Genomic DNA, 16294 nt, shown 5'->3' on the forward strand with positions numbered 1-16294 from the left:
TTTAGATTTTTAAGAATTATGAGTTTTCAGGATTTTAAAAAATTAGATGTTTGGCTATTTGCAAGAAAATTGACCAACTCAATTTATACAGTAACAAAAGAATTTCCAGATAGCGAGCAATTTGGTTTGACGAATCAAATGAGGAGGTGTGCCGTTTCTGTTACATCAAACATTGCTGAAGGATGTGGTAGAAATACACCAAAAGGAACTTTGGTTTTTTTATATATATCTAGAGGTTCTCTTTTTGAATTAGAAACTCAACTATATATTGCATTTGATCAAAATTATATTGATGAATTTTTTTTTAATACAATTGATGAAGAAATCCAGACATCTAAAAAATTGTTAAACGGATTTATAAATTATTTCAAAAAACAAGGAGATGGAAAATAGAGAAGAAATGCTAAATACTAAAAACCAAACACTATACCCTAAATACCTTCGATTATCAGGTCTCGAGCCTTTGATTATAACTCCGGAAAGTAATTTCATCAATGTTGGTGAAAGAACCAATGTTGCGGGATCTAAAAAGTTTTTAAGATTAATTAAAGAAGAAAAATTTTCTGAAGCCTTAGATATCGCCAGAGATCAGGTAGATGGCGGCGCTCAGATTCTTGACGTTAACTTTGATGACGGTTTGATTGATGGAAAAGCTTCCATGATCAAATTCCTTAATCTTATTGGTTCAGAACCGGATATTTCCAAAATCCCCATCATGATCGATTCCTCAAAGTGGGAGATTTTGGAAGCAGGTCTGCAGGTTGTTCAGGGAAAATGCGTGGTCAATTCTATCAGTTTAAAGGAAGGAGAAGAAGAGTTCGTAAAACACGCCAAAGCAATAAAAAGATACGGAGCAGCTGTCGTTGTAATGGCTTTTGATGAGGTCGGGCAAGCTGATAATTACGAAAGAAGACTTGAAATCACAAAGCGTTCTTACGATATTTTGGTGAATGAAGTTAAATTTCCGGCTGAAGATATTATTTTCGATTTAAATATATTTCCTGTTGCGACCGGTATGGATGAGCACCGCCGAAACGCAATCGATTTTATTGAAGCGACAAGATGGGTGAGACAAAATCTTCCGTACGCTTCGGTGAGTGGTGGAGTTTCTAATGTTTCGTTTTCCTTCCGTGGAAATGATACGGTACGTGAAGCGATGCACTCGGTTTTTCTTTACCACGCCATTCAGGCCGGTATGAATATAGGTATTGTAAATCCTGCAATGCTTGAGGTGTATGATCAAATTAACAAAGAACTTCTCGAGCTTGTAGAAGACGTGATTCTCGATAAAAGAGAAGATGCTACAGAACGTCTTTTAGATTATTCCGAAAGAAATAAATCAGTTAAAAAAGAAAAGGTTGAAGAATTAGAATGGCGTTCTTATCCTTTGCAGGAAAGAATTACACATTCATTAGTCAAAGGTATCGATCGTTTTATCGAAGAAGATGTTGAAGAAGCAAGATTACAATCTGCAAGACCTCTTCCTGTCATTGAAGTTAATCTAATGACAGGAATGGGCGTTGTCGGAGACTTGTTCGGAAGCGGAAAAATGTTTCTTCCTCAAGTAGTAAAATCTGCTCGTGTGATGAAAAAAGCAGTAGCTTATCTTCAGCCGTTTATCGAAGCCGAAAAAGATGTGGCTCAGAAACCCAACGGAAAAATTTTGATGGCAACTGTAAAAGGTGATGTTCATGATATTGGGAAAAATATTGTGAGTGTTGTTTTAGGTTGTAATAATTACGATATTATCGATTTGGGAGTGATGGTTCCTGCTGAGAAAATTATTCAGGCAGCCATTGATCATAATGTAGATGTCATCGGTTTGAGCGGATTGATTACGCCAAGTTTGGACGAAATGGTGTACATCGCTTCAGAATTGGAACGGCAGAATCTTAATTTTCCTTTGTTAATCGGAGGTGCGACAACTTCAAAAGCGCATACTGCTGTAAAGATAGATTTAAAATATAAAAATGCAGTCGTGCACGTCAATGATGCTTCAAGGGCGGTCAATGTAGTAAGCTCTCTTTTGGGAGATCGAAATAAGGAATATGTAAACGATTTGAAAAACGATTATTCAGATTTCCGCGAGAAGTTTTTAAATAGACAGATTGATAAAAATTATGTTTCACTGGAACAAGCAAGAAAGGATAAATTTAAAATTGATTGGGAAAACGAAGAAATTTTCACTCCAAATCAGCTGGGAATTCAGGTTTTTGAAAATCAGGATTTGAATGAATTGGTTCCGTTCATCGATTGGTCACCGTTTTTCAGAAGCTGGGATTTACATGGAAAATATCCGAATATTTTGGAAGATGAGGTTGTAGGAGAGCAGGCTAAAGAATTGTTTGAAGACGGAAAGAAAATTTTAAAGAAGATTGTTGATGAGAAATTACTCACCGCAAAAGCGATATTTGGAATTTTTAAAGCCAACTCAAACGAAACCGACGATATTTTAATCTATGATGAAACCGATCAGGAAGTGGCTAAATTTTTAACACTAAGACAACAACTTCAAAAGTCGAAAGGGAAAGAGTATCTGGCGTTAAGTGATTTTATTACTCCAAAAAGCACCGGTAAAACCGATTATATGGGAGCTTTTTGTGTGACTACAGGTTTTGGAACTGATGAATTGTCTGATCTATACGAAAAAGACAATGACGATTACAATGCCATCATGGTAAAAGCAATCGCAGACCGTTTTGCAGAAGCTTATGCAGAATTTTTACATAAAAAAGTACGTACAGAATACTGGGGTTACGCTAATCAGGAAAATCTGAGCAATGAAGATTTGATTGCCGAAAAATACAAAGGAATTCGTCCCGCTCCCGGTTATCCAGCTTGTCCGGATCATTTAGAAAAACACGCAATCTGGGATTTGCTGAAGGTTGAAGAAAACATTGGGGTTTATCTTACTGAAAGTTTAGCCATGTTCCCAACGGCTGCTGTTTCCGGATATTATTTTGGAAGTTCGCATGCAAAGTATTTTGGTTTGGGGAAAATCACAGAAGAGCAGGTAAAAGAATATTCGGTCAGAAAAGGAATTTCTTTACGAGAGGCTAAAAAATGGCTTTCTCCAAATTTAGCAGACGGAATTTAGATAATAATACAGATTTTGAATGAGGTGAATTTGAGGGATTAAATTCTATTTTTGTAAATAAAAATTAATTATGAAAAATATCAAAATATTAGAAAATTTAAGTGAAATTAAATCAATTGATGAGCAAAAACAATTGATCGATTCTAATCGACCATTTTCTAGTGAATTGGAAAATAAAATTTTTCAAAAATTAAAATTAGACTGGAATTATAATTCAAATGCTATCGAAGGAAATCAGTTGAGTTATGGTGAAACAATCGCTTTTTTAAACTTTGGTTTGACGGCAAAAGGAAAACCATTCAAAGATCATCTGGATATTAGAGGTCACAATGAAGCGATAGGTTTTATGTTGCAATTAATTAAAGAAGATCGTCCGCTTTCTGAAAGTGATATAAAAGATTTGCATAAAATAATTTTAGTTGAACCTTATTTTTCAAAAACTATTTCGCCACAAGGAATCGAGTTTGAGAAGGAAATAAAAATCGGACAATATAAAACTTCACCAAACCATGTACAAAAAGTTTCCGGTGATATCCATTATTATACTAATCCGGAAGAAGTTGCTTTTGAAATGAACAATCTTTTGGATTGGTACAGAAATGCCGAGGAAGAAAATCTGCATCCGATCATTATTTCTGCGATTTTTCACCATAAGTTTACTTCAATTCATCCCTTTGATGATGGAAACGGAAGATTGGCGAGAATTCTGAGCAATTTTATTTTGCTTAAACATCAATATCCTGTTATTGTCATTAAAAATAAAGATAAAATTCAATATTATGCTGCATTAAACATTGCAGATAACGGAAGTTATGAAGATTTAGTGAAATTGTTTGCTGAAAATATTGAGTATAGTTTTGATATTATTCAAAAAGCTATTAATGGAGAAAATATTAATGAAGCAGATGATTTGGATAAGGAGATTGAGCTTTTTGTGAAAGAAGCACAAATTAGTTCTTCCACATCTTTAGATTTTGAAAAGGATATGAAAAGTTTAATAGATGTTTATGTTCTAAATTTTGTTAAATACCTATTTCCTAAATTAAACAAAATAGGAAAACTCTTCCAGCAATCACATTTAATTTACTCTAGAACATTATTTCCACTTTCAGATTATGATTTCTTTTTAAAAGAAATGAGCGAAAGTATTCCTATAAATAAAACTTTCGAATTAGAGTTACCTATATATTTTATTGATCATTTAATCAATGAATTTGATTTAAATATTACTTTAAAAGTATTAGTAAAAAGGAAAACTGTAAAATATGCAATATCAAGAAAACAATTTATTTACAATATAATAGGCGAGGGAGTTGAGGATATGATACCAATAGATTCAAAAATCTATTTTTATGATGTTAATCCAGCTATTATATATAATGAAGTTTCAACAAGAATTGTAAATTATATAATAAATTATATAAAAAATAAAACTAAACAAGGTTAATGAAAATCACAGACCACATAAAAAACGCCAACGGCAAACCCCTATTTTCCTTGGAGGTTGTTCCGCCTCAAAAAGGAATCGGGATTGAAGATTTATATACCAACATTGATCCTTTGATGGAATTTAAACCCCCGTTTATTGATGTGACTACTTCTCGCGAAGAATATATTTACATTGATAAAGGAAACGGTTTGGTGGAGCGCAGAATTACCAGAATGCGACCGGGAACGTTGGGGATTTGTTCAGCAATTCAGCATAAATATGGTGTAGATACTGTTCCCCATTTACTTTGTGGAGGTTTTACTAAAGAAGAAACAGAATATCTTTTAGTGGACTGTATGTATCTTGGAATTGACAACATAATGGCACTTCGCGGAGATGCTATGAAAGGGCATCAGTATTTTGAAGCGACTCCGGGAGGTCATGCTACTGCAATGGATTTGGTCAATCAAATCAACAATCTCGGAAGGGGAAAATATCTTCATGACGAAGAACAAGTTTGTGACGAACATAATAAATTCTGCATTGGAGTAGCGGGTTATCCTGAAAAACACATGGAAGCTCCGTCTATGAATTACGATTTAAAATGGCTGAAACAAAAAGTAGATGCCGGTGCAGATTACATCGTCACACAAATGTTTTTCGATAATAAAAAGTTCATTGAGTTTGTAAATAAAGCAAGAGAAATGGGGATCACGGTTCCGATTATTCCGGGAATAAAACCGATTGCGATAAAAAAACATTTGAAATTATTGCCACAGGTTTTCAAAATAGATTTACCTGAAGATCTCATCAATGCAGTTGAAAGCGCAAAGAATAATGAAGCCGTAAAACAAATCGGTGTAGAATGGGCGGTTCATCAGTGTAAAGAATTATTGGATTTTGGCGTTCCTGTTTTACATTTTTATTCTATGGGAAAAAGTGACAATATTAAAAAAGTAGCAGGAGAACTTTTTTAAATAGGAGTAAGTGAATAAATTAGGCTTAAGAAATTCATCTAAAGCCTAATTGTTTATATTTCGTTTTGATATTGAACAAGGGTGTCGAATACACTTTTTGTTGTAGGTTTTGAAGAATTGATGTTGAAAATAAACATTCCGCTGTCGATATTAAAAAAATATTTTTTTGTGTTATCACTTATCGAAAACCACTTTAACAATCCATTGACAATATTGACATCTTCCCATTTGATGGAACATTCATCTAAAACAAATGTGTAGGGATTAAGATTTAAAGTATCTCTGAAAATAATTTTACGGTTTTCAACATAGATCATTCCGCTTCCTTGGAAAGCTTTTAGCTTAAAAAATTTCCCTTGAGTATCACCAATATTATATCGTACAAAAGCATAATATTCTGGAGTTCCGATTTGTTCTAAAAGAATTTTTTGTTTCTTCTTTCTGCTTTGTGCAGCTAGATAAGCAATCAGAAAAATAATTGCAGGGATAGATAAAATAATGAGGAGAAATAAAATAAAGATAGAAATCAATGAATCCATAATTTTGCTTTTTTATAATTAAACTGTTGGGTGTCTCTCAAAAACCTTATTTCTGTCAAACAAATATCTGTACGTTGCCAGTTTTCTTGTCACTTCGGTTTCAAGATGTTTTGCAAGACCCAGCATTTTTGGATTAAAATCTCCAATCCACTGCATTTCAAAATCTTCAAATTTTGTAGCAACCTGAAAATGTTTTGCAGCTTCCACAATGAGGTAACCTTCTACACCTTTGTTTTGCCATTCCGGTAGAACCCCGAAGATTAAACCGACAAATTTAGAATTGTGCTTAAAAGTTTTATAGTAGAGAAATTTTAGTTTTCCCCAAGTTCCAAATTTGCCATTCAAATGCTTAAACCATTGATTAAGATCCGGAATATTAATCCACATCGCAACTGGATTTTCATTTTCGTAGGCAAACCATGCAATGTGCTCATTCATTACAGGTTTCATAGTATTGAACAGCTTTTTTACATCATCTAATGACATCTGTTTTCCTCCTCCATGACTTTCCCAGGATTTATTGTAAATGATGTGAAAATCTTCAGCAAACTTTTTTATATTCGCTTTATTAACGGGCTTTGCAGAGAAGTTTTCATTTTTCGAATACTTAGCATGCATAATATTAAAAATCCTTGAAGTGGGCGCGTGAGCTTTTCTGCTGAAACATAGCTGATTATAGTAAATTTCAAATCCATAATTCTCAAAAAGCGCTTTGTAATAAGGAAAGTTGTAGTTCATTCCATACAAAGGTGGGCTAAAACCTTCAATCAAAACACCCCAAAATTTATCCCGTTCTCCGAAATTGATAGAGCCGTCCATTGCCTCCATTCCTCTTTCCTGAAGCCAGTTTTTACAATGATCGAAGATAAAATTGGCGGTTGTCTGATCATTGATGCAGTCGAAAAAACCAATCCCACCTGTTGGTTGCTTTTCAATGTATTGTTTATTGATAAAAACAGCTACTTTTCCTATTGTTTCGTTGGCATTATTTTTAAACAGAAAACGTTTGCTTTCACCATTTGCAAAACATTTGTTTATACTGTTGTCAAAAACGCGCTCAATATCTTTGTCTAAAGGTCGGATATACGCTTTGTCGTCTTTATAAAGTCTGGCAGGAAACTCTAGAAATTCTTTCTTTTGTGCATTATTTAGTACTTCTTCAGCAATGATCATAATATTTTAGACTGTATAGAGGTGAAAGGTAATTCAAATTTGAGCTAAATTAAAATATAGAATTAATTTTATCCGTATTTTTGTTGCAAAATAAATAAAAATGGTTGATTTTACCGATAACGATGATGATATTTTCACAGGGAAAGAGCATACGCCGATCCGTGAAGATGCTTTTGAGAAATCGCCACAGGAAAAAATAGAAAAAATCACAAAACTTTTTGGAGAAATCATGGAAACCTTAGGATTAGACATGGAAGATGATTCCTTAAAAGATTCTCCAAAACGTGTTGCAAAAATGTACGTAAATGAAATTTTCGGCGGACTTCTTCCGGAAAATAAGCCAGGAATTTCTACTTTTTCAAATAAATACAAATACCGCCAGATGTTGGTGGAAAAAGACATCACGGTATATTCTTTCTGTGAGCACCATTTTTTACCGATTATCGGAAGAGCACATGTTGCCTACATTTCAAATGGTGATGTGATCGGACTTTCGAAAATCAATAGAATTGTAGATTATTACGCAAGAAGACCGCAAGTTCAGGAAAGATTAACGATGCAGGTTGTGGATGCACTGAAAGAAGCTTTAGGAACAAAAGATGTAGCCTGTATCATTGATGCAAAACATCTTTGTGTCAACTGCAGAGGAATAAAAGACACTGCAAGTTCAACCATTACTGCAGAATTAAGCGGGATTTTCAGAACCAATCCTATTACCAGACAGGAATTCCTGCATTATGTAGGAAGTCATGCGAAACTTGATTATTAAAAATTTAGAAATGATAAAATTTAGAAAAGTTAAAAATCAGATTTTACACACAATCATAATTTGTTGTGGAACAATTTGTTAGTCTAATTTTTGACTCTTTTAATCATTCAATCATTTTAATTAAAAAAAAATTAATGCAACTAAAAATATACAACTCGCTTACCTCAGAAAAAGAAATATTTAAACCGATTTTAGATGGAAATATCGGAATGTACGTTTGTGGGCCGACGGTTTACAGCAATGTGCATTTGGGAAATGTGCGTACTTTTCTTTCTTTCGATTTTATCTACAGAAGCCTAATGCATTTGGGATATAAAGTGAGATACGTAAGAAATATTACCGATGCAGGGCACCTTACCGACGATGGAGACGTGAATAACGACCGATTCGTAAAACAAACCCGTCTTGAGAAATTGGAACCAATGGAAATTGTACAGAAATACACAGTTGATTTCCACAAAGTTTTAGAAATGTTCAATTTACTTCCTCCGAATATTGAGCCTACTGCAACCGGTCATATTGTTGAACAAATAGAATTAACACAAAAATTAATCGAGAAAGGTTTTGCCTACGAAAGCAACGGCTCGGTTTATTTTGATGTCTTGGAATACAACAAAAGAGGTCTGAACTACGGCGAACTTTCAAAACGTAATATCGAAGAACTTTTTGCCAATACAAGAGATCTTGACGGACAGGGGGAAAGAAAAATCCACAGGATTTTGCGTTGTGGAAAAAAGCTTCCCCTGCACACATCATGCGTTGGAATTCGCCTTGGGGAGAAGGTTTTCCGGGATGGCATCTTGAATGTACTGCGATGAGTACTAAATATTTAGGTGATCAATTCGATATTCACGGTGGTGGCATGGATCTTAAATTCCCACACCACGAATGTGAAATTGCCCAAGGAAAAGCTTGCAATGATATTGAACCTGTGAATTACTGGATGCACGCCAATATGCTGACCATGAATTCTCAGCGTATGAGCAAATCTACCGGGAATTATATTTTGCCTAAACAATTAGTTTCAGGTGATAATGACTTCTTCGAAAAACCTTTTCATCCCACGATTGTTCGTTTCTGCTTTTTGCAGGCGCATTACAGAAGTGTTTTAGATATTTCCAATGACGCAATGATTGCCAGCGAAAAAGGTTTTACAAGATTAATGGAGGCTGTAAAAGTTTTAAATTCAATCAATCCAAACGATCAAAAAGAATCAGGTTTCAATCTTAAAGAATGGAAAACTAAAGCATATGATGCTCTGACGGATGATTTTAATTCACCAGTTTTGATTGCGCATTTATTTGAAGCAGTGAAATTTATTTTTGCTTTAAAAGATGAAAAAGAAGCAATTTCAACAGAGGATTTGGAAGATCTAAAATCAACTTTAAATGCTTTGATATTCGATGTTTTAGGTCTTCAAGCGATCGAAGAAAACAACAATGAAAAATTAGATCAGACATTACAGGTTTTAATCGAGCTGAGAAATCAGGCAAGAAAATCTAAGAACTTTGATCTTTCAGACCAGATCAGAGACAAGCTTTTAGCAGAAGGAATTGAGTTAAAAGACGGAAGAGACGGCACTTCTTACGTTTTAAATTAATTTTACTTCAAGCATATCATAGAAACTCTCACTTTTAAGGTGGGAGTTTTTTATTTCATATCATATCATATCATATCATATCATATCATTTTCCGTAAGTCTATTTCAGACTTTGAAATTCATACGCATCAAACCCAATTCATGTGTACAAGATTATTAATTTATGGGCGTGAATTTTTATGTCAACAATTTGAAGTATAATATTGAAATATTTTTTTGATCAAATCAAAAAATGTTTAACTTAGTAACAGTAAAACAATTACAAAAATTAATTAAGTACTTATGAAAAAACATTTATTCCCTATTATTCTTTTATTACTTGGAAATACCATTAATGCTCAACAAGACTTTTTCGCTCTCGCAGGTAAAGATTCTCCAAGAATAGAGTTTAGCGATTTTCGTGCAATGAATGCAGACGGAACTTCCGGTCAAAGTATATTTGGAGTTTCTTCGGAAGCGAAAGTTATTTCTCAAGCAAGAAAATCTACAGTTACTGAGGACAAGACTTCGTACAATCATGCACAGTCAATGACTTTAGCTGCTTTGGCTTACGATTCTGCAGGTGATAATTTATTCTACATGCCAATGTTTTCTTCTAACATTTATGTTTTAAATCAAAAAACAAAGGAGATTACGTTAGTTGAAAATACCGTTGCAAGAGTTACATCTTGTGATATCAATTCTCATATTACTAGAATGGCAACAGGATATAACGGAAACATTTATGCCATTAATAATTCAGGAACGCAGTTTCTTCAGATCAGTAAAAAAAATAATCAGTTTGTGGTAAGCGATCTTGGAATTATAAAAGACGATGCTGCCAATGGTAAAAATTCTTTCAACTCTATGGAAACCGGCTTTGGCGGAGATATGATTGCGGATGGAGAAAATAACTTTTATGTTTTCTCTACTTCAGGAAATGTTTTTAAGGTTTCTACTAAAGATTTAAATGCAAAATTTATCGGGAAAATATCCGGTCTTCCTGAAAATTATTCTGTGAACGGAGCTGCGGTAAATTCTAAAGGTAAAATTGTTATAGCCAGTGCAAAAGGAGCTTCAATGTATGAATTGACTCTTGATGATTTAGAAGCAAAACAACTTTCAGGAGAAACTAATCTTCATATTTATGATTTGGCAAGTAAATATTTTGTCAATGACAGAGCATCTTCTACGAATCTTTTTGCTAATTTGGATGTTTATCCAACTAAGGTTGACGAACATTTTGTCTATATCAATGTGAACGATAAATCAGTAAAAGGAAGTATAAAAGTGAGTGTTTTTGACATTTCCGGAAAGTATGTACTGACGCAAAAATTGTCTGTAAAAGAGGGTCAATTAAATCAACAGGTATATCTTAAAAATTTGGTTAGCGGTTCATATATTGTGAATATCACAGATGAATCTGGCAAAGCTTTGTTGAATAAAAAGATACTTGTAACAAGATAAATCTGAGTTTTATACACTTAAAGAAAGCCTTTTTTCAAATTTGAGAAAAAGGCTTTTTTAATGATTATTTGATACTGCAACGGTTTGTTTTTCAATTTTAAAACTGTATTTTTATCAAAAAATAGATAGATGAAATTATATTTTAACATTGGCTATCGGGCAAATGCGGGAGAAAACCTGCAGTTGGTGATTAATGAAGATGGCAATGCTCCTAAACTTCATACCATGTTTTATACCGAAGATGGTTTTTGGAAATGTGAGGTCGATTATTTCTCAAAATCAGTTGCTTACCATTACCAGCTTGTTGATGATAAAAATAATGTAGTACGACAAGAATTTGTTTCACACAAACTGATTTTTCCTCATAACTATAAAGAGTTTTTGATTTTTGACAAATGGAATAATAAGAATTTCCCCGAAAACTATCTGAATAATAAAATTTTATACAATAAACTGAATCAGTTTGTTCCGAAAAAGTTATCGGTACTCAAAAAACATACTCATCTGTTCAGACTTGAAGCGCCTGTGTACAATCCAAACTGGGAAATTGTTTTATTTGGAAATACAGAATCTTTAGGAAACTGGGATTATAGCAAAGTGATTCATCTATCTCAGACTGATTTTGGAATTTGGGAAACCTCGGTTGAGATTTCTGAAAATCATTTGATTGAGTACAAATATGCCATTTTCGATAAAGTTACAGGTAAAGTAATTGATATTGAAAATGGTGATAACAGATATACGGTTCCCAATCTTCAGAAAGATGTTTTGCAAATTTCAGCAGATCATTATTTTAAATTTAAATCTTACCAAATGTATCACGATGCAGGAGTTGCAATCCCTGTTTTTTCTTTGCGGAGTGAAGAAGGTTTTGGGGTAGGTGAATTCTCAGATTTAAAAAAACTGGCAGATTGGACAAATGAAACTTCATTAGGAATTATTCAGATTTTACCCATCAATGATACCACTGCAAACTATTCCTGGACAGATTCTTACCCTTATGCAGGCGTGTCTGTTTATGCTTTACATCCGCAATATATTTCAATTACAAATTTAGATTACAAATTACCTAAAGAATTAGTTGAAGAATATCAAACGGAGAAATCAGAACTAAATTCATTGGATTTAATCGATTATGAAAAGATGATTTCTGCTAAATGGAAGTATCTTGAAAGAATTTTTAATCTCGAAAAAGAGAAAATTTATAAAGACAAAAACTTTAAAAAGTTCATAAAAGATAATGAAACATGGCTTCTGCCTTATGCTGCATTTTGTGTTTTAAGAGATAAGTACAAAACGCCTAACTTCAACGATTGGAAAACGCATAAGAAATACATTGCCGGAAAAATAGCACCTTTTTTCTCGGCTAAAAGTAAAGATTATGATTGTTCAATGCTTCATGCCTGGGTACAGTTTCAACTTCATAAACAGTTGAAAGATTCTGTCGACTATATTCATAGTTTAGGAATTTCTTTAAAAGGAGATTTACCGATTGGAATTTACAGATATTCTGTAGAAGCCTGGACAGAACCTGAATTATTCGGGATGGATTTCCAAGCGGGTGCACCGCCGGATCAGTTTACAGAACTGGGACAGAATTGGGAATTCCCGACTTATAACTGGGAAGCTATGAAAGCTGATGATTATCAATGGTGGAAAAACAGGTTCAAAGCATTAGAACAATACTTTGATGCAATGAGGATTGATCATATTCTTGGGTTTTTCAGAATCTGGAGAATGCCCATTTCTGCTACACAAGGTATTTTAGGATATTTTTATCCTGCTGTACCTGTTGTTTTAGAAGAGTTTAAAGCAAGACATATTCCTTTTGATTTTGACAGATATTGCAAACCGTTTATCAATGATTTGATTCTTTGGAATTATTTCGGAGAACAAAGCAATAAAGCTTTGGATTTTTTAAATAATAATTTAGACGGAACTTATTCTTTCAAAGAAGAATTTGATACTCAAAGAAAACTATCAGACTATTTCAAGAAAAAACCGACAGGTTTTATTGAAGAGCAATTGATTTTACTTTGTGCCAACGTTTTATTTTTAACTGAGGAGAAAGATGGGCAAACTGTTTATCATCCGAGATTTAATGCGTTTAAAACTGAATCTTACAAATATCTTTCAGATTGGGAGAAAAAAGCAATCTACGAATTGTACCTGGATTATTTCTTCAAAAGACAAGATTTTATGTGGAAAGAAAAGGCAATGGAAAAACTTCCTGTGATTTTAAATTCTACAAAAATGTTGATTTGTGGTGAAGATTTGGGAATGGTTCCGGATTGTGTACCCGATGTGATGGATGAATTGGCAATTGTTGCTTTGAAAGTGCAGCGTATGCCTTCAGAACAGATTTCTTTTTACAATCCTAAAAATGCTGGTTATCTTAATGTTGTTACGGCTTCTTCGCATGATAGCTCAACCTTGCGACAATGGTGGAATGAGAATGATGATTTAACCCAAAGATTTTATAATCAACAGTTGATGCAGTATGGCAAAGCAATGGAAAATCTTGACCCTTATTTGGCAGAAATCATCATGAAACAGCATTTGTATAATGATGCAATGTTGGCTATTTTCCCCATTCAGGAATTTTTTGCAACGGATCAAAATTTGACCAATCCCAATATGGATCATGAGAGAATTAATAATCCTGCAGTGTTTCCGCATTATTGGCGATACAGAATGCATTTAAATGTAGAAAATTTAACGGAAAATACATCTTTTAATCAGAAAATTTCAGATTGGGTTAAAGATAGCGGTCGCGCTTAATAAAAATAATCATATTGATTATCAATTGATTAAAAATATTTACAAAGAAGTTTTACTCTAGGGTTTAACTTCTTTTTTTTCTTTACATCCAAAAGACAAGAATGAGAGTTCTCTTAAATTAACAATTAACAATTAATGATTATCGAAATGAAAAAAATATTTTTGGGATTTGCTTTAACTCTGGCGACTTTGTCGTTTGCACAGCAATATCCAAACAACGGATACAATGATGACTACGGTAATAATGACGGATATTATTCTGATCAGGACGATCAAAATTATTTTCCGGATGATTATTACTACAATTATCCTCAGGATTATTATCCTCAAGATTATTATCAAAGTTATTACAATGATTATAGAAACAGCATTGTCAATGTCAACTGGAATGTATTCTTTCAACAGAACAGACTCAATCGCTGGCAAATTGATCAGATCTTATATCTGAATAATCTGTACGCAAATTTCTCTAACTGGAATAATTTTTACAGATACAACCCAGACAGATGGTACTATGACAGATTTTATGCAATGGAGAGAATTTTGGGACCGAGAGTGTTTGTTGTTTTTCAAAACAATTATTACCATGGACACAGACCGATTGCATATTTTCAAAATTACAGAAGATCATATTATTCACCGAGATTTAGGGTAACACCCAGATATCGAAATGTGAATATCAATGTTTACAGAGTTGACAGAAACAGTTTCAGACGTAATGATAACCCAACCTTGAATGTGGTCAGAAATTCTGGTTTCAGAAACGGAAACAACAATTCTTCCGGTGGATTCAGAAATCAAGATAATGCAGTAAGAGGAAATAATGAAAACAACGGAGGATTCAGAAATTCTGACAATGGCGTAAGAAATAACAGTGGTGTAAGAAGTAATAACGGGAATAATGGAGTGAGAGGAAATGAAAATGCAGGAGGATTCAGAAACAATAATAACAGAAAATCTGAAGCCAGCGCACCGAGAACAGTTACTCCAAGGTCTGAAAATAATGGCACAAGAGGAAATGGAGGATTTAGATCTCAGCAAAGAAGTGAGAGTTCTAGCCCGAGAATTCAGAATTCTTTACCAAGACAGGAAAATAAAAGAAGTGAAGGAAGAAGTTCTGGAGGATTCAGAAACAGCTTAGTAAAAAATTAGTTTTCATATATTATATTTGAGTGGTGTAGAGATCAGGTTTTATTATCTGATCTCTTTTTATTTAATAAATATTATAAAAATATTTTTATTAAAATTTAACATTATTTATGAATTTCGCATTTAACTAATGCTTTTATAATGTATCAAAAAGACATAACAAACCAATTAATTTAAACATAATGAAAAAATTAGTATTAGCAATCGCAATGATCGGAATGGGAAGTTTTGCAATGGCACAACAAGCTCCACAAGATAAAAAATTCAACAGGGAAGAAATGAAGCAGAAAATGCAGCAGAAAGAACAGGAAAGAATGGCTGAAATGCAGAGGGAACTTAATCTGAACCAAAGTCAGGTAGCTCAGATAAATGATCTTCATGAAAAGAGAAAATCTGAAATGAAGAACAATTTTGAGAAAAACAAAGAGCAGAGACAGGCTAAAATGGAGCAGATGAAGGCTAAAAGACAGCAGATGGATAATGACATGAAAAAAATTCTTTCTCCTGATCAGTACGAAAAATGGCAAGCCGGTAAAAAGGCAAAAATGGAACAAAGAAGAGCGATGATGAAAGAAAAAGGAGTGAAGGGAGATAGAAAAATGTTGAGACACGGTATGAAGCCGGCGGTTCAGTCTCAGATGAATTAATAGTTTATAGTTTTGATTTTTAATGTTAGAGGGTGGAAGCAATTCCATCCTTTTTATATTCAATCTAAATCTAAATTTTAGGAAAACTTTTCAAGTTGCCTTTTAATGCGTAAATTTGAGTATAAATTTTTATTATGGTAAGCGAAAAAATTGCACAACTCATCAACGAACAAATAGCTCACGAGCAATATGCTGCTCAATATTATCTTTCAATGTCTGCTTGGTTTTTCGCCAAAGACTTAGATGGAATTGCCAATTACTTCAGAGTTCAAAGCAAAGAAGAACTGATGCATGCAGATAAAATGTTTGATTATCTGAATGATGTCGGAGGTCAGATCATCATCGGTGAGATTGCAAAACCACCTTATGACTTCGAAAATGCAGTGGATATTTTCGAAAAAGCACTGGAGCATGAAAAAAAAGTAACCAGAAGCATTTTTAATATTGTAAAAAATGCCAACGACGAAGGCGATTTTGCTACAACTTCTTTTTTACAGTGGTTCATCAATGAGCAGGTAGAAGAGGAAGCGAGCGCTTCACAGTATGTTACTAAAATCAAAATGGTTTGTGATAATCCATCTGCATTATATCTTTTTGATCAGGAACTTTCGCAGAGAGTTTTTGTTCCGGATACGAAAGCTTAAATTTCTGAGATAAATAATAATAATCGGCGGCACCAAAGGTGCC

The 16294-nt window shown here is 33.5% G+C and carries 12 protein-coding genes and 1 pseudogene; 11 read left to right on the forward strand and 2 right to left on the reverse strand.

Annotated elements, in window-relative coordinates:
• Positions 1–18 precede the first annotated feature (18 nt).
• The 4 genes from ACZZZA_RS07120 (at position 19) to metF (ending at position 5503) form a co-directional block, all read left to right on the forward strand.
• Entirely contained in the window at positions 19–393 is a 375-nt protein-coding gene (locus ACZZZA_RS07120) for a four helix bundle protein (RefSeq protein ID WP_463430472.1), read from the forward strand.
• Positions 383–3097 (forward strand): methionine synthase, encoded by a 2715-nt coding sequence (gene metH / locus ACZZZA_RS07125; protein ID WP_463430473.1) that lies wholly within the window; start codon positions 383–385, stop codon positions 3095–3097. Before ACZZZA_RS07120 ends, metH begins: the two co-directional genes overlap by 11 nt.
• A 70-nt stretch (positions 3098–3167) precedes the next feature.
• Positions 3168–4544, forward strand: a complete 1377-nt coding sequence (locus tag ACZZZA_RS07130) for a Fic family protein (RefSeq protein ID WP_463430474.1) — start codon at positions 3168–3170, stop codon at positions 4542–4544.
• Positions 4544–5503: a methylenetetrahydrofolate reductase [NAD(P)H] gene (gene metF / locus ACZZZA_RS07135; protein WP_463430475.1), complete on the forward strand. Its 960-nt coding sequence runs from the start codon at positions 4544–4546 to the stop codon at positions 5501–5503. The genes ACZZZA_RS07130 and metF overlap by 1 nt, the downstream gene beginning before the upstream one ends.
• A gap of 53 nt (positions 5504–5556) precedes the next feature.
• Here the strand turns inward: metF and ACZZZA_RS07140 are convergent, their stop codons facing one another.
• Positions 5557–6042, reverse strand: a complete 486-nt coding sequence (locus ACZZZA_RS07140) for a hypothetical protein (RefSeq protein WP_463430476.1) — start codon at positions 6040–6042, stop codon at positions 5557–5559.
• Between the two features lie 18 nt (positions 6043–6060).
• Positions 6061–7215: a hypothetical protein gene (locus ACZZZA_RS07145; protein WP_463430477.1), complete on the reverse strand. Its 1155-nt coding sequence runs from the start codon at positions 7213–7215 to the stop codon at positions 6061–6063.
• Between the two features lie 100 nt (positions 7216–7315).
• Between ACZZZA_RS07145 and folE the strand changes: the two genes are divergently transcribed.
• The 7 genes and pseudogenes from folE (at position 7316) to ACZZZA_RS07180 (ending at position 16251) form a co-directional block, all read left to right on the forward strand.
• Positions 7316–7984 (forward strand): GTP cyclohydrolase I FolE, encoded by a 669-nt coding sequence (folE, locus tag ACZZZA_RS07150; protein WP_463430478.1) that lies wholly within the window; start codon positions 7316–7318, stop codon positions 7982–7984.
• A 134-nt stretch (positions 7985–8118) separates the two neighbouring features.
• Positions 8119–9584: pseudogene (gene cysS, locus ACZZZA_RS07155) on the forward strand (cysteine--tRNA ligase).
• A gap of 282 nt (positions 9585–9866) precedes the next feature.
• Complete coding sequence (locus ACZZZA_RS07160) at positions 9867–11030, forward strand: T9SS type A sorting domain-containing protein (RefSeq protein ID WP_463430479.1); 1164 nt, start codon at positions 9867–9869, stop codon at positions 11028–11030.
• A 129-nt stretch (positions 11031–11159) separates the two neighbouring features.
• Positions 11160–13811, forward strand: coding sequence for a 4-alpha-glucanotransferase (locus ACZZZA_RS07165; RefSeq protein WP_463430480.1), 2652 nt, complete (start codon positions 11160–11162; stop codon positions 13809–13811).
• A gap of 147 nt (positions 13812–13958) precedes the next feature.
• The gene (locus tag ACZZZA_RS07170) at positions 13959–14963 is read left to right on the forward strand and encodes a hypothetical protein (RefSeq protein WP_463430481.1); all 1005 of its coding nucleotides are present in this window, start codon (positions 13959–13961) and stop codon (positions 14961–14963) included.
• Positions 14964–15142: 179 nt separating this feature from the next.
• Positions 15143–15607, forward strand: a complete 465-nt coding sequence (locus ACZZZA_RS07175) for a hypothetical protein (protein WP_463430482.1) — start codon at positions 15143–15145, stop codon at positions 15605–15607.
• A gap of 134 nt (positions 15608–15741) precedes the next feature.
• A complete protein-coding gene (locus tag ACZZZA_RS07180; RefSeq protein ID WP_463430483.1) occupies positions 15742–16251 on the forward strand; it encodes a ferritin in 510 nt (169 codons plus the stop codon).
• Positions 16252–16294 lie beyond the last annotated feature (43 nt).

The organism is Chryseobacterium sp. AC405b (assembly GCF_979258685.1).

Coding starts and splice junctions, on each gene's coding strand:
- ACZZZA_RS07130 (WP_463430474.1), top strand. CDS start 3,168: ATGAAAAATATCAAAATATTAGAAAATTTAAGTGAAATTAAATCAATT.
- ACZZZA_RS07165 (WP_463430480.1), top strand. CDS start 11,160: ATGAAATTATATTTTAACATTGGCTATCGGGCAAATGCGGGAGAAAAC.
- ACZZZA_RS07160 (WP_463430479.1), top strand. CDS start 9,867: ATGAAAAAACATTTATTCCCTATTATTCTTTTATTACTTGGAAATACC.
- ACZZZA_RS07175 (WP_463430482.1), top strand. CDS start 15,143: ATGAAAAAATTAGTATTAGCAATCGCAATGATCGGAATGGGAAGTTTT.
- ACZZZA_RS07170 (WP_463430481.1), top strand. CDS start 13,959: ATGAAAAAAATATTTTTGGGATTTGCTTTAACTCTGGCGACTTTGTCG.
- ACZZZA_RS07145 (WP_463430477.1), bottom strand. CDS start 7,215: ATGATCATTGCTGAAGAAGTACTAAATAATGCACAAAAGAAAGAATTT.
- ACZZZA_RS07120 (WP_463430472.1), top strand. CDS start 19: ATGAGTTTTCAGGATTTTAAAAAATTAGATGTTTGGCTATTTGCAAGA.
- metF (WP_463430475.1), top strand. CDS start 4,544: ATGAAAATCACAGACCACATAAAAAACGCCAACGGCAAACCCCTATTT.
- metH (WP_463430473.1), top strand. CDS start 383: ATGGAAAATAGAGAAGAAATGCTAAATACTAAAAACCAAACACTATAC.
- ACZZZA_RS07180 (WP_463430483.1), top strand. CDS start 15,742: ATGGTAAGCGAAAAAATTGCACAACTCATCAACGAACAAATAGCTCAC.
- ACZZZA_RS07140 (WP_463430476.1), bottom strand. CDS start 6,042: ATGGATTCATTGATTTCTATCTTTATTTTATTTCTCCTCATTATTTTA.
- folE (WP_463430478.1), top strand. CDS start 7,316: ATGGTTGATTTTACCGATAACGATGATGATATTTTCACAGGGAAAGAG.